The organism is Hyphomicrobium sp. (assembly GCF_036262015.1).
GTDB lineage: Bacteria > Pseudomonadota > Alphaproteobacteria > Rhizobiales > Hyphomicrobiaceae > Hyphomicrobium_C.
On sequence record NZ_DATAJR010000008.1, the window covers coordinates 749224 to 763598 of the forward strand.

The window sequence follows — 14375 nt, forward strand, 5'->3', positions numbered from 1 at the left end:
GCGGCTCGCGGCGCGCTTGTCACGTCCGCTAGACGTCCCCACCTCCGAACCACTTCAGCAGTGCAATCATGGCCAAGTAGCTGGCGGCTGTTAGCCCGATACCGATGAGCAGGCTCGGTACGAAGGACACGCCCTTGCGAAGCAGCAGGGGGAAAACGAGTAGAAACGTCACCGACGGGAGAAGGAGCCAGAAAATCCCTGTCGCCAGCGCCGCAACCTTTTCCGGGTCACGGGTGTCGAAATAGAGCCAGACCATGGCCAGGAGGGACGTCAGGGGGAGGGAGGCGATCAGCGCGCCGAAAATCGCGCTCCGCTTCGCGACTTCCGAGGCCGAGACAACGAGAACACTGGTCAAGAGCACCTTTACGATCTGCTCGACCATCGGTTCCACCCATCTAGGCAGCTATCCTGAAATAACGGGCTTCAATGTTTCGAACAGCAGGCGCTCCTGCGTGCTCGGATCCTGAATGGCGAGATGCGCCGTGAACCAGTCCTTCAGCATATTGCAGACACGGTCGCGTGGGGCCTTCGCGAGCTCTTTGGGATTGGCGAAGAGCTGCATGTCGGCTTGCGTCCAGCCGAGGCGGCCCAATTCGCCCGCAAGCACGTCATAGTCGGTTTTCACCGGAGGGGCGTGCTGGCTCGGTTGCTTGCGGCCCTCGGAAATCGCCGCGACGATGGCGACCACCTGAGCTTCGATCTCAGCGCTCTTCGCGGGGTCATCCATGCGCGACACAATGGCGGCGCTGGATTCGCCCTTGGATATGAAGTCGTAGCAGCCGTCGCCGCTCTCCTTGGAAAGCTGGCTCAGGTTGGCAAGGAAGGCCGCCGCCAGCTCTTTGTGGCGCGGCGTGCTCGCGGCCAGCGCATGCTGAGCGTTTTCGCGCCGAAGCGAGACGAACTCGCTAATGAGATAGTGCGAGATCGCCGCGGGCTCCTTGTGCTCGGCGGAGAGGCGCGCAACTTCCGCGATGCGGGTCTGGTACCAATCAGGGAACTCCTGCTTCACCGAGACCCACATCGTACGGCTCTGAAGCTTGCGATCGATGTCGTCGGCCGTCGGTGCGGCGGCAGGTACGGGTGCGGCCTCTGCGGCCGCCGGCTGGTTCGTTCCACTCGGCGGTATCAGGTTGGCGGTTGCCGTCCCATTGGAACCGCTGCCTTGGGTCTGCACGTAGCCAAGGATCTCGTCCTTGTACTGGCTCATGAGCCACGCGCCGAAGCCCGTCATGGCGACAAGGCCGAGGGCGACGAGAACTTTCTTGCGCCCGCCTGAACGGAGCGAGGCTTCTTCGCGGGGGGGAGCGGAAAACTCGGCGGGCTTGCGGGGATCGGCGTTGCTTGGGCGCGGACCAGGACCCGGCGCGGGGAACGGATCTGCTGCTCGGACGGTGGCGTTGCCCAGAGGCCGGGTGCCCGCCTGTTCCGGTCGCGTGTCGCCGATCGCTCCCAGTGTGTGGGGGGAATTGCTGCCTACGGCCGAAGTGCCGGCGGCGAGCTTTGCTGCCCCGGGAGCCATCGGGTGAGAAATGGGGGTGTGAGACATCGGGGCAGGTTTGGCGATGCCCGGTGTTAGACCCGAAGCTGGTGCGGGGGCTGCTGCGGCTGTCGGGGCCGGTGTCGGTGCCGATACGGGCGCAGCAACTGGGGCCGCAGGTGCGGCGGGTTTCGTGGGCTCTGCGAGAGTCGGAAAGACCGACGCGGCCGACCGCCAATCCGAGAAGCCCTGGCGCCAAACGAGATCTGCAGGCTTTAGATGAGTAAGTTCGACCAACTTTTTGAGTTCAACATCGGTCACGGGACCATGCTGCTTACCGTCCCGGGCGATGAACCACTGAATATCTGTGTCTGTCGCGTTCATGCCTGCTCATACCATGAAGAGAGAAAGCCGGTCCAAATCTTCGCCGCCGTTTGAACCGCTTGCCGTTGGTGCATTTTGCCCTGCGATTTCCCCCTTTGCCTCAGCGTATTTCCGCTGCGCTTCGCAATCCACAAGATGCCCCTTGCGCATGGCGCATTTTCAAACGTTCGTCATGGACACAAGGGATAGTCTGTGCAATCCACGCCCCGTGGGGTGATCAGGCATTGAATCCGGGCTTTTGCAGGGCACTGACGCCGGATTGCATGCTTGGGCCGCCGCCTGCGATAAGGCGCCGCCTTCTGGGCTCCTGATCCCGGCCTTATAAGCCGCCGAGACTTCAGCAGGATTTGGACGCTACAGAGAACTTAAGGGACCATAATGGCCACAGAGCGCACTTTCTCAATTCTCAAGCCTGACGCAACCAAGCGCAATCTCACGGGTGAAATCAATGCCGTGATCGAGAAGGCCGGTCTGCGCATCGTTGCCCAAAAGCGGATCAAACTGTCCAAGACGCAGGCTCAGGAATTCTATGCCGAGCACAAGGAGCGTCCGTTCTTCAAGGAACTCGTCTCCTTCATGACGTCCGAGCCGATCGTGGTTCAGGTTCTCGAGGGCGACGATGCCGTCGCCAAGTACCGCGAGATCATGGGCGCGACCGATCCGGAAGCGGCCAAGCGCGGCACGATCCGCAAGAAGTTCGCTCTCTCGAAAGGCGAGAACTCGGTGCATGGCTCGGACAGCCCGAAGTCGGCTTCGCGCGAGATCAAGCTGTTCTTCACGGCCAAGGAAATCGTCGGCTAATTGCCGATCGGCGTTCAAATGAAAACGGGCCCCTTTCGGGGCCCGTTTTTGTTTTCGGATCTTGTCTTGATCAGCTCAGCTCGCGGACGCGGAACAGAAGTCCGCCGCGCGGCGTGAGGGTCACGGTCGCGTTGATGCCCGGCGGTTCGAGACCGACATATTCCGGGCGGAAGCGGCGCAGCAGAATCGAGAGCGCCAGCGTGTTTTCGACCTGGCTCATGGCGCCGCCGATGCACGAGCGCTTGCCCGCACCGAACGGGATGTAGCTGTACTTCACCTGCTTCTGGCTCTTGTCCATCCAGCGCTCGGGGATAAACGACTCCGGATCTTTCCAGAACTTCGGGTTGTGATGCGCGCCGTAGCCGAACAGTACGATGCGGTCGCCCGGGTTGATTTCCTTGCCGGCGATCACGTCGGGTTCGGTCGCAACGCGGATCAGGCTCCAGACCGGCGGGTAGAGACGCATGGTCTCCTGAATGACGGAGCGGGTGTACTGAAGTGCAGAGTAGTCTGCGGCTGTGGGCTCGCGATCACCGCACACAGCTTCGCCTTCGCGGCGGATGCGCTCGGCGGCCTCGGGGTGCTTCGACGTGAGGTAGAGCGACCACGCAAGCGTGAGCGCCGTGGTCTCGGTGCCGGCCCACAGATACTGTTTGATCTCGTCGATGGCCTGCTGCTGGTCGAATTCCGGAATGCTCGGATCAGCGACGGCCGCTTCGATCATCTTGAGCAAGGTCTTCTCACGCTCTTCGCGCGGATCGGCCGCGAAGACGGCGGGCGGAACGCTCCACCACGTCTCGACGGCTTTCGCAGTGTCTTCGTCACCGACTTCGAATAATGCGTCGGCCTGCCGTTTTAGACGGATGTCCTTATGGTTGGACACGTCGGTGTAGGTCTTCACGCACTTAAAGACGAAGTGCGGATTGAAAGGCATGTCGCGGTCGAACAGCGCCTTGCAGATCATGTCAGCGGCGAGCGTCCACGTCTGCTCGACCATCTCGAAGGTCTCGCCTGTCTTCGCGAGTTCGCCCCAGTTGGCCATCTTGGTTTTGATGGCTTCGATGAAGTAGGGGATGTAGTCGCCGAAGGCGTCGGGATGGAACGCGGGCTGCTGCGGCATCCGGATCTTCTGCCAGAGCGCTCCGTCGTGCGTAATCATGGACTTGCCGAAGATCGGCTTCAGTCCGTCGAAGTATTTGACGTAGTTGTCGACCTTGGTCACGAGCACGTGCTTGAAGTACTCGGGGTCGGTGACGAGCACGACGCGCTGGTTGGCCATGTTGACGGGGATGACAGGACCATAGCGCTCCGCCATCTGCATGAGCAGACGCATCGGGTTGTCCGGGTCCTTCAGCAACGGCGAGAGGTTGAACCAGATGCTGCTCTCATCGCCGAGGCCCAAGCCAGGTTGCGGTTCAGTGCTTTGTGCGGTCATGCGTCGTTGTCTCCGGGTCGATCCGGTGGGGCCTTGCAGGTCCCGGTGATCCGATACGTGTTTTGGCGAAGGTGCCTGTGGCGTGTGGGAAACCCGTCCACGGGGCCGTGTTGTTTTCCGTTCGCCGCGAGAGTCCAATATTTTCCTGAAGATACGCTCTCGCAGGACTGTGGACCCAAACTTTGCTGCTTACTCTAGCACACCAACACCAGGGACTTGGTGTTCCTGGGGATACTGTTGGTGCGCTTCGAATAACTCAGTTTATTTCCTCACGTTTCTAGGTGTCCATGCGGCAGCGTCGCTCTGCGCCACGAGGTCCTAACAATCAGGAGGTTAGATTGTTCAGTATCCGCCGTTCAGAGTGAAGGCGAGCCCAGGACCTGCTGTTGGTTAAATTGAGCGTAAACAGCATCTTGGATATGTACGACAGAACCGTCGACTTGGACTTGATCGCGCGCAACTAGGGCCAATGCGCGAGGATAAAGGCGGTGCTCAGCGGCGAGGACGCGGGCCGCGAGGGTTTCGGGCGTATCGCTTGCCAGAACAGGCACGGCGGCTTGGCCGATGATCGGGCCGTCGTCCATCTCAGGGCGCACGAAGTGGACGGTGCAACCTGATATTTTCACGCCGGCCTCGAGAGCCTGCTCATGGGTCCGCAGCCCCTTGAATGCGGGCAGGAGTGACGGGTGGATGTTGATCATGCGGTCGCGCCAGCGATCGACGAACGATGCCGTCATCAGCCGCATGAAACCGGCCAGCGCGACAAGGTCGATCTTGGACAAATCCAACACGCTTTGGAGCTGGCCTTCGAAGTGCTCCCGGCTTTCGTATCGCTTGTGATCGAGCGCGAGCGTCAGGATGCCTTGTGCCTTGGCCCAGGCGAGTCCCGGAGCATCCGGGCGGTTCGAGATCACGAGTGCGATCTCGGCGGGATAGTCGGGCGCATGTGCAGCCTCGACCAGCGCCTGCATGTTGGAGCCGCGGCCGGAAACCAGCACTGCAACGCGCTTTTTGGCTGTCATCGGCCCTATCCGAACCTCAACGTGCCTTCGTAGGCGACGGCCCAGGCTTCACCTTTGCCCTTGGCGGAGCTCTTCTCGCCACCAGGTGGGGTGACCTCGCCGATAGTGACGGGTGCCTCGCCCCATTCCTGCAAGAGGCGCACGAGTCCGTCAGCGCTATCCTTGGCTACCACTGCGACCATGCCAATTCCGCAGTTGAAGGTGCGCAGCATTTCCGCGTCGGAAAGGCGTCCTGCTTTGGCCAGCCAGCCGAAGACGGCCGGCGCGCGCCAATTCGTAAGGTCGATTGTGGCTGATACTGTCGGTGGCAGGACACGGGGCAGGTTCTCGGAGAGGCCGCCGCCGGTGATGTGCGACAGGGCCTTGATCGGACCATCCATGGCCCCGCCCGTTGCTTCCAGCGCAGCGAGTATGGGTTTTACGTAAATGCGGGTTGGCACGAGCAGCGCGTCTGCGAGCGATTGGTCAGCCGAAAACGGAGCCGGTGCATCCCAGCTGAGCTTTTCCTCCGCCGCGAGACGGCGCACGAGGGAATAGCCGTTGGAATGTACGCCCGAGGACGGAAGGCCGATGATGATGTCGCCTACGGCGATGTCGGGGCGAGGCAGGATCTCGCCGCGCTCGACGGCACCGACGGCAAAGCCTGCGAGGTCATAGTCTGCACCTTGATAGTGACCCGGCATTTCTGCGGTTTCGCCGCCAATCAACGCGCATCCTGCCTGTCGGCAGCCTTCGCCAATTCCAGATACAACCGCGGCCGCGGTTGCGACATCCAGCTTTCCAACGGCAAAATAATCAAGGAAAAACAAAGGCTCTGCGCCTTGCACCACAAGGTCGTTCACGCACATCGCGACAAGGTCGATGCCGATCGTGTTGTGGCGTCCGGTATCGATCGCGATGCGAAGCTTGGTTCCGACGCCGTCGTTGGCGGCCACGAGCACGGGGTCGCGGAAACCGGCCCCCTTCAAATCGAACAGGCCGCCAAAACCGCCGAGATCGGCGTCGGCGCCCGGGCGCTTCGTTGAGCGCGCGACACCCTTGATCGCCTCGACGAGCGCATTGCCTGCGTCTATGTCTACTCCGGAGTCGCGATAGGTAATGCTATCGGTTCGCGAACCGTCCGCTGGTTGGCTCATGGTTCCTCGGAGCTGCCTCGAGTTCGAGAGGCTCTAATCCTACTTTCGCCCGAATGTGAACGGGAGATGGGGCCTCCTACCAGCTCGAAGGCGGAACGGCAACGGACAAGGGTATCCCGTCGCACTTGCCGATTCCGGCTGCTTAACGGCTCCGGACCAACGATCGGCGAAGGCTGGGACTGAATGCGCGGGCCATTGGAAGGCGCTGGAGGGATGATTTGACAGCTCGACGCTTGATTACGCCGCTGACCCTCGGCGTGCTGCTCGCCTTTGTCGCGGGCGGCGCGCCCTTCGCCGGTGCGTCTTCGAACAAGGTGTATACGGTCGCCAATTACCCAGTCGATGCAACGGCCAAGGACGCCGTGGCGGCCAAGGAAAAGGCACACGCGGACGGCCAACAGGCGGCGCTCGGCGCGCTGCTGAAGCGATTGGTGCCGGTGACGGCCTACAACCGAATCGATCGCTTGAAGACGCTCCGCGCGGCAAATTTTGTCGATGGCGTCGCGATCCGATCCGAGTCCAACTCGAGCACGCGCTACATCGCGAGCCTGGATTTCTCGTTCCAGGCCGATGCCGTGCGCGATCTTCTCACACGGGAAGGCGTGCCGTTTGTGGACGAGCAATCACCGCGCATGGTGCTCGTCCCGGTGACCGCTGAAGCGGGCGAAGGGGGTGCCTTGCGCTACCGGGCAGCGAGCGGAAATTGGAACCAGGTGTGGAAGGGGCTGGACCTCGACAACACGCTGACGCCGCTTCGGATCGAGACCCTGTTGCCGAGCATTCACCAAGACACGATCATGGCGATGCTCAACGGCGACGATAGAGTCGAGAGTGTTCTGACGGGCGAGTACAAGGCCGATTTCGTGCTGTTTGCGATTGCGGATGTCGATTCCGGAAGCAGGCAAGTCAGCATCACGCTCGCCGGCATCGATGCGGCGGGGCTGCTCTCGTGGCGGCGCAGCTATCGCGTTCCGGATGGCGATGTCGGCTATGCCATGGAGTTGGCGGCGGTCGTTACGCAAGGGGTCCTCGAGGGACGGTGGAAGGTTGCCAAATCCGAGGACGGTGGACAGGGTGGGAGCTTCGGTGGCGGCGGCGAGATCCGCATGGCGGTCGAGTTCTCGAGCCTCGGGGAGTGGAACGACTTGCGCAGGCAGTTGCTGGAAACGCCCGGCATCGACGACGTTCGCATCGGTGCAGTTTCGGCGCGAACGGCCGACGTTTCGGTGCGCTATCCGGGCGGAGGAGCGGGGCTTGCCCCCGTACTTGCCAAGCAGGGATTGACATTATCGGGCGGGGGCGGAGCGTGGACGTTGCGTTCCGGATACTGACCGAGATCGGACCTCTTGATTATTTCCATTGAAAATAAGGGCTTTGGCGTGGTTTGTGCGTCTCGATCTTGAGATCGGATGCGCGACATGTGGTTGCTGTGCGATGATCGCGCCACAACTCTGCCGCCGGATGAATGACCGAGTGACGTAACGAATGGTCTTTCGCGTTTCAGTTCCCCCGCATTTGAACATTCCGAACCTGATCACGCTGGGACGCGTGATCCTGGTTCCGGTGGTGTTCTGGCTTCTGGTGTCGGGACAGACCCAGCTCGCGTTTTTTGCCTTTGTCCTGGCCGGCATTTCCGATGCGGTCGACGGGTTCATCGCGAAGCGCTTCGGCCTGTCGACCGAACTCGGCGCCTATCTCGATCCGCTCGCCGATAAGCTGCTCATCGTCTCAATATTTGTTGCGCTCGGCTTTAGGGGGGCGCTGCCGTCCTGGCTCGTGATTGCCGTTGTATCGCGTGACATCCTTATCGTCGTCGGCGTCATGCTGTCGTGGCTGCTCGATCATCCGGTCCGGATCAGCCCGCTCGCCGTCAGCAAAGCAAACACAGTTGCGCAGATCATCCTCGCGGCGACGGTCCTTGCCGATGACGGCTTCGGGCTGGGGCTCGAGACGCTTCGCATCGCGCTGGTGTGGATTGCGGGGGTGCTTACGATCGCGTCCCTCTGGGCGTATCTGCGGGCTTGGCTTCGGCATATGTCTAGGTAAAAGTCCCGTTCAATGGAAACGGGGGAAGATATGCGAGGGGAGCGGCAGGTTCTGTTCTGGGTGACCGCAGCCGGTCTGCTGATCCTCACAATCGCTATCCTTAAGGACATTCTCCTCCCGTTCGTTGCCGGTATTGCACTCGCCTACTTTCTCAGCCCGCTCGCCGACCGGCTCGTGGGCATGGGGTTCAACCGCATCATTGCTTCGCTGCTCATTGTCGTCACACTTGCGGTGATCGTTATCGCGGCGCTGGTGCTGATCGTGCCGATCATTCTGGCGCAGGCGCAAGCGCTCGCCGAGGCGCTCCCCAGTGAGCTCACGCGGTTGCGCGAGATTCTCGATATCTGGGCGCGCGAGCGTTTGGGGCCGGGGTATGCCGGTCTCGACAGTCAGATCGGGCGCGCCTCCGATGCACTGGCCGAAAACTGGGCGAGCCTGGCCGGCTGGGCTGCCACATCGATCTGGAGCCGCAGCCTCGCGATCGTGAATTTCTTTGCCCTGATGCTGGTGACGCCGCTTGTCGTCTTCTACCTGCTCGTCGATTGGCATCCCATGCTGGCGAAGGTCGACGGCTGGTTGCCGCGCGGACATGCGTCGTCGATACGGACGCTGGCGTCAGACATGAACGATGCCGTGGCTGCCTTTGTGCGCGGGCAAGGCACGGTTTGCCTCATTCTCGGCTGCTTCTACGCCGTGGCACTCTCAGCCGTCGGTTTGAACTACGGTCTGTTGATCGGGCTGGCCACAGGCCTCCTCGCGTTCATTCCGTTCATTGGCTGGGCCCTCGGGTTCCTGATTTCGACGACGGTTGCCGTCATGCAGTTCTGGCCCGAGATGCTACCGATCTTTCTGGTAATCGGCGTATTTCTTGGCGGGCAGGCGCTCGACGCCGGGTTTCTCAGCCCGACCATTGTCGGTTCAAAAATCGGGCTGCATCCCGTTTGGCTCATCTTCGCCCTTTTTGTATTCAGCTATCTGTTCGGCCTTGTGGGAACGCTCGTGGCGGTGCCCTTGGCTGCGGCACTCGGAGTACTCATCCGTTTTGCGCTCGATGTATATTTGAAGAGCCCCGTCTATCAGGGCACTCTCGGCGCCACGACCGCGCCATCACTTACACGCGAGACCACTTCATGACCGTACGCGCGAATGCGCAACCTGAGCAGCTCGTCCTCGATCTCCCCCACCGGCAAGCGCAGGGGGCCCAAGATTTCCTGGTCAGCAGCTCCAACGCGGCAGCAGTCGAGCTTGTCGACAGCTGGCCGCATTGGCCGCGGCCGACCGCGCTCGTCGTCGGCCCTGCGGGTGTGGGAAAGAGCCATCTCGCCAACGTTTGGCGTTTGCGCTCGGAGGCCGCACTCGTTGCTGCCCAGAGCCTCGCCGAAACGGCCGTTCCGGTGTTCGAGCAGCGGCGTGCGCTGGTGGTGGAAGATGTGGACCGGGGGATCGGAAACGAGCAGGTGCTCTTTCACCTCATGAACCTCGCGCGCGAGAAGTCGGGATCGCTGTTGCTGACCTCTCGGGTCGCGCCGGGAGAGCTATCGATTGCGTTGCCCGATCTGAGATCGCGGCTCAGGGCCACAGCTCCGGTGGCGATCGAGCCGCCAGACGATGGTCTTTTGCGCTCGGTACTGGTCAAGCTGTTTTCCGATCTGCAACTCGCCGTCGAGCCGCACGTTGTGAGCTATCTGGCGCTGCATATGGATCGGTCGATGGAGGTCGCCGTGCAGGTCGTTGCCGCGTGCGACCGGCTTTCTCTCGCAATGCAACGTAAGGTTACGCGCGCCGTGGCCGCCGCGGCGCTGGCCGCTGTGGCGCCACAGTCCGATGATGGCCCTGATGTGGGCGAGGACGACACGGTGTAGACTGTCATCATACCGTTACAGTTGATCAGCCTCATGCGGACGGTTTGCTCGCATGATTGCAGGGAATCGACGACATGGCCTCGGCAAAGGGAAAGCTCAGCAAGGTGGACGTACGCGAGAAGGCTGCTGCACTTGAAGTGCCCGAGGGACCGGCGCGGTTTTACAATCGCGAGCTTTCGTGGCTGCAATTCAACCGCCGCGTACTCGAGGAAGCGCAAAACAAGCAGCATCCCGTGCTGGAGCGGCTCAGGTTTCTGTCCATCTCCGCGTCGAACCTCGATGAATTCTACATGGTGCGCGCTGCCGGTATTTATGGGCAGATCGCGGCGGGCGTCACGACGCTCACCCAGGATGGTTTGACGCCGAAGCAGCAGCTGCAAGAGGTCAATCGCTTCGCGGCCAAGCTTGTCGCCGATAAGCAGGCCTGCTGGAACGACATCAAGAAGGATATGGCCGCGGCCGGGGTCGAGATCGTCGAGCCAAGCGCGCTGACGGCAAGCGAGACCGTGTGGCTCGAGCGGCTGTTCATGAGCCACGTGTTTCCGATCCTCACTCCGATTGCCGTGGATCCTGCACATCCCTTCCCGTTCATCCCCAACCTCGGATTGACGATGGTCGTGTGGATGCAGAGGAAGAGCGATGCAAAGGCGATGAGCGGGCTCATTCCCATTCCGAGCCAGCTTGAGCGTTTCATTCGCCTGCGTGCGGAAAATGCCGGGAAGTCCACGAACCTCCGCTTTATTCAGCTCGAAGAGCTGATCGGCATGTTCATCTCGGAGCTGTTCCCCGGCTTCGATGTCAAGAGCCAGGGTGCGTTCCGCGTTCTGCGCGACAGCGACGTGGAACTACAGGAAGAAGCCGAAGACCTGGTACGCTCGTTCGAAACGCTTCTGAAGCGGCGCCGTCGCGGACACGTGATCCGGCTCGAGCTCGATGCGCGCATGCCCGACCGCCTCAAGAAGTTCGTCATCGACGAACTCGAGGTGGGCGAGGAGTCGGTGTTCCTGAAAGAAGGTTTGCTCGGCCTGTCGGATACGTCTCAGTTGATCGTGGCAGACCGGCCGGACCTCATTTTCAAAGTTTACAATCCGCGCTTCCCGGAGCGTATCCGCGAGTTCAACGGCGATTGCTTTGCGGCGATCAGCAAGAAAGACATCGTCGTTCATCACCCGTACGAGAGCTTCGATGTGGTGGTGCAGTTCCTCCGCCAAGCGGTGGCCGATCCCAACGTCATGGCGATCAAGTGGACGCTCTACCGCACGTCACGCGATAGCCCGATCGTGCAGGCCTTGAAAGAGGCGGTCGAGGCCGGAAAATCCGTTACAGCCGTCGTGGAGCTCAAGGCTCGCTTCGACGAGGCCGCAAACATCCGATGGGCGCGCGACCTCGAAAACGCGGGCGTGCATGTCGTGTACGGTTTCATCGAACTCAAGACGCATGCGAAGCTCGGACAGATCGTACGTCGCGAGAACTCGGAGCTCGTCACCTATTGCCACATCGGCACGGGCAACTATCACGTTCAGACGGCTCGTATTTATACGGACCTCTCGCTGTTCACGACGGATCCGACCATCGCGCGCGACGTCACTCGGGTGCTGAATTTTGTGACCGGTTACGGCGAGCCGGCGGAGCTGGAGACCATGGCGGCGAGCCCGCGCGGTATCCGGCGGCGCATCCTCGATCACATCGATCGGGAGATCGCGCATGTGAAGGCGGGCAGGCCTGGCGCTATCTGGATGAAGATGAACTCGCTCGTCGATGGTCAGATTATCGACGCGCTCTACGAGGCGAGCCAAGCGGGCGTTGAAATTGATCTTGTCGTTCGCGGTGTGTGTTGCCTGAGACCGGGCATTCCCGGTTTCTCCGAGAACATTCGCGTCAAGAGTATCATCGGGCGGTTTCTCGAGCATGCGCGGATCTACTGCTTCGGCGAGGGCGAGGGACTGCCGTCACCAAAGGCCGCGGTCTACATCAGCTCGGCCGACATGATGCCCCGGAATCTCGACCGCCGTGTCGAGGCAATGGTGCCGATCAAGAATGCGACGGTTCACGAGCAGGTCCTCGATCAGATCATGGTGGCGAACCTCAAGGACAACCAGCAGAGCTGGGAAATCAAACCGGATGGCTCGTCGTCGCGCATCGAGCCTGGGCCCGGCGAGATGCCGTTCAATGCCCACAAATATTTCATGACCAATCCGTCGCTGTCTGGCCGCGGTCGAGCCCTCAAAGAGCATTTTCCACCCCGGTTCGACTTCCTGCAAAAAGACTAGACACGAGATCGTGTGAAACCCTATCAAGCTGGCGGGATCTCGGTTTTCTTGCGATCCCGAGCGCGGACTACCTTGTGCTTTGAGACATAATCATAACCAAGGGGCTCTAGGGTGTTGCCGAACTCCGCACCAACACCACAATCTGGATCAGTGCCGTTCCTTGATACCGGTATTCGCTGCGGCACCGGCGCCCGTCCGTCGCATGGCAGTGATGCGGAGAAGGCTTTCCTCCAAATGCAGTGTTCGCGGAGCAATCGGTGAGCTTGGTGCAAGTGTTCGGCGGACGGGGAAAAGCAACGGAGCTTGAACCGCTCGGCGTGATCGACATTGGATCGAACTCGGTGCGCCTTGTCGTCTACGAAGGTGCCGTCCGATCTGCACTGCCGATCTTCAACGAAAAGGTTCTCTGCGGTCTAGGAAAGTCGATCGCGACAACGGGAAAGCTCGGAGTCGAGAGCGTTGAACGCGCGCTCGAAGCGTTGCGCCGGTTCAATGCAATTGCACGCATCCTCAAGGTGAAGAATTTGCGCGTGCTCGCAACGGCGGCCGTGCGCGAGGCCGAGGATGGGCAGAGCTTCATCCAGATGGCGGAGAAGGCTGCGGGCGTTCGTGTCGAGGTGCTCTCCGGCGAGAAGGAGGCGCAGTTCGCCGCATATGGAATCCGGATGGGGTTTCTCGCCGCAGATGGGCTTGCCGGTGACCTCGGTGGCGGCAGCCTGGAGGTCATCGACATCTACAAGGACCGTCTCAACGATGCGGTGACGTTGCCGCTCGGCGGTCTGAGGCTCATCGATCAGACGGGAAACAAGATCGATCGTGCGCTGCCGCTGGTGGACGAGGCGCTGGCTCAGGTCAAATGGCTGACACATGGACGGGGGCGTCCTTTTTATGCAGTCGGTGGCACTTGGCGCGCTCTTGCCAAGCTGCATATGGAGCAGACCAACTATCCGCTCCGGGTCATGCACGGTTATGCAATCCCGACGCGCGAGGCGATCGAGTTCTGTCAGTTCGTGCGGCGCACGAAGAAGGTGTCAGCGCTGCCCGGTATGGATGACGTGGCGCGTGCGCGACGCGACGTCGTTCCCTACGGCGCGCTCGTTCTGGAGCGCCTGCTCGAAGCGCTCGCCCCCTCCGAAGTGGTGTTTTCGGTGTTCGGCATTCGCGAGGGGTTGCTTTTCAGCCTCATGACACCGCACGAGCAGGCGAAAGATCCTCTGCTCTGCTATTGCGAGGACTATGCGCGTCTCCGGTCGCGTTCTCTAGAGCACGCGCGCGAGTTGTGCACCTGGACCGACACGCTTTTCGAGGGTGACGGTCCGAAGGAGACGGAAGACGACCGCCGTCTTCGCCACGCGGCGTGTCTTCTTTCGGATATCGGCTGGCGCGCCCATCCGGATCATCGCGGCGAACAAAGCTTGGATGTGGTCGCGCACGCCGGGTTCGCCGGTATCGATCACCCCGGCCGCATCTTCCTTGCGCTGGCCGTCTACTATCGCCATGTAGGCACGGATGACGGCAAAAGGAGCGACGACCTTGCGGCACGCCTGCGCCTCGTTGTCAGCAAGCGGGCGCAAAAGAGGGCGAGAATCATCGGCGCGGCCGTGAGGGCGGCTCATATGCTCTCAATTGGCATGCCCGGCGTGATCGACGAGACGAAGCTCTTCTACGAAGGACCGAAGCTCGTCCTCACGATCCCAAGGACATATGCGGCGCTTGACGGCGAACGCCTCAGGCGCCGGTTCGGTTTGCTGGCCGAGCTGCTGGCGCGCGAAGCGGAAATTCGGGTCGCAAATTGAGGCGGCAGCCCAAGCGCGATTTTTGATCTGGCCTCATTGTTGTGACATCCCTTATCAAGCACTGTGGAGCTTGGCGTCGCAGCGGGCCGTTCGTGGCCCGGGGGGCAGTACCGGCTTCTTACTCACGCTCTAGGACGCACTCTTTT

Annotated in this window: 12 protein-coding genes; 7 read left to right on the forward strand and 5 right to left on the reverse strand. The window is 61.3% G+C overall.

The window, feature by feature from the left end; genetic code table 11:
• Nucleotides 1–28: 28 nt before the first annotated feature.
• Both VHO05_RS12055 and VHO05_RS12060 read right to left on the reverse strand, forming a co-directional pair.
• Nucleotides 29–382, reverse strand: coding sequence for a DUF3147 family protein (locus VHO05_RS12055; protein ID WP_329646822.1), 354 nt, complete (start codon nucleotides 380–382; stop codon nucleotides 29–31).
• Nucleotides 383–403: 21 nt separating this feature from the next.
• Nucleotides 404–1861, reverse strand: coding sequence for a DUF4339 domain-containing protein (locus VHO05_RS12060; protein ID WP_329646823.1), 1458 nt, complete (start codon nucleotides 1859–1861; stop codon nucleotides 404–406).
• A gap of 378 nt (nucleotides 1862–2239) precedes the next feature.
• On the opposite strand from VHO05_RS12060, the gene ndk reads away from it, so the two are divergent.
• Complete coding sequence (ndk, locus tag VHO05_RS12065; protein ID WP_329646824.1) at nucleotides 2240–2662, forward strand: nucleoside-diphosphate kinase; 423 nt, start codon at nucleotides 2240–2242, stop codon at nucleotides 2660–2662.
• Nucleotides 2663–2732: 70 nt separating this feature from the next.
• On the opposite strand, the gene VHO05_RS12070 is transcribed toward ndk, so the two are convergent.
• The 3 genes from VHO05_RS12070 to purM all read right to left on the reverse strand — a co-directional run bounded on the left by VHO05_RS12070 (nucleotide 2733) and on the right by purM (nucleotide 6255).
• Nucleotides 2733–4097 carry a cytochrome P450 gene (locus VHO05_RS12070; RefSeq protein ID WP_329646825.1) on the reverse strand — a complete coding sequence of 455 codons (1365 nt, stop codon included), beginning with the start codon at nucleotides 4095–4097 and terminating at the stop codon, nucleotides 2733–2735.
• A gap of 356 nt (nucleotides 4098–4453) precedes the next feature.
• The gene (gene purN / locus VHO05_RS12075; protein ID WP_329646826.1) at nucleotides 4454–5119 is read right to left on the reverse strand and encodes a phosphoribosylglycinamide formyltransferase; all 666 of its coding nucleotides are present in this window, start codon (nucleotides 5117–5119) and stop codon (nucleotides 4454–4456) included.
• Between the two features lie 5 nt (nucleotides 5120–5124).
• Nucleotides 5125–6255 carry a phosphoribosylformylglycinamidine cyclo-ligase gene (purM, locus tag VHO05_RS12080; RefSeq protein WP_329646827.1) on the reverse strand — a complete coding sequence of 377 codons (1131 nt, stop codon included), beginning with the start codon at nucleotides 6253–6255 and terminating at the stop codon, nucleotides 5125–5127.
• A 218-nt stretch (nucleotides 6256–6473) separates the two neighbouring features.
• Here purM and VHO05_RS12085 point away from each other — a divergent pair, with 218 nt between their 5' ends.
• The 6 genes from VHO05_RS12085 to VHO05_RS12110 all read left to right on the forward strand — a co-directional run bounded on the left by VHO05_RS12085 (nucleotide 6474) and on the right by VHO05_RS12110 (nucleotide 14229).
• On the forward strand, nucleotides 6474–7586 hold the full coding sequence (locus tag VHO05_RS12085) for a DUF2066 domain-containing protein (protein ID WP_329646828.1): 1113 nt from the start codon (nucleotides 6474–6476) through the stop codon (nucleotides 7584–7586).
• A 184-nt stretch (nucleotides 7587–7770) separates the two neighbouring features.
• On the forward strand, nucleotides 7771–8301 hold the full coding sequence (locus VHO05_RS12090; protein ID WP_329647520.1) for a CDP-alcohol phosphatidyltransferase family protein: 531 nt from the start codon (nucleotides 7771–7773) through the stop codon (nucleotides 8299–8301).
• 12 nt (nucleotides 8302–8313) lie between these two features.
• On the forward strand, nucleotides 8314–9435 hold the full coding sequence (locus VHO05_RS12095; protein WP_329646829.1) for an AI-2E family transporter: 1122 nt from the start codon (nucleotides 8314–8316) through the stop codon (nucleotides 9433–9435).
• Nucleotides 9432–10163 carry a DnaA ATPase domain-containing protein gene (locus VHO05_RS12100; protein WP_329646830.1) on the forward strand — a complete coding sequence of 244 codons (732 nt, stop codon included), beginning with the start codon at nucleotides 9432–9434 and terminating at the stop codon, nucleotides 10161–10163. Before VHO05_RS12095 ends, VHO05_RS12100 begins: the two co-directional genes overlap by 4 nt.
• Before the next feature lie 74 nt (nucleotides 10164–10237).
• Nucleotides 10238–12433 carry an RNA degradosome polyphosphate kinase gene (locus VHO05_RS12105; RefSeq protein WP_329646831.1) on the forward strand — a complete coding sequence of 732 codons (2196 nt, stop codon included), beginning with the start codon at nucleotides 10238–10240 and terminating at the stop codon, nucleotides 12431–12433.
• A 263-nt stretch (nucleotides 12434–12696) separates the two neighbouring features.
• Complete coding sequence (locus VHO05_RS12110; RefSeq protein WP_414653779.1) at nucleotides 12697–14229, forward strand: exopolyphosphatase; 1533 nt, start codon at nucleotides 12697–12699, stop codon at nucleotides 14227–14229.
• Nucleotides 14230–14375 lie beyond the last annotated feature (146 nt).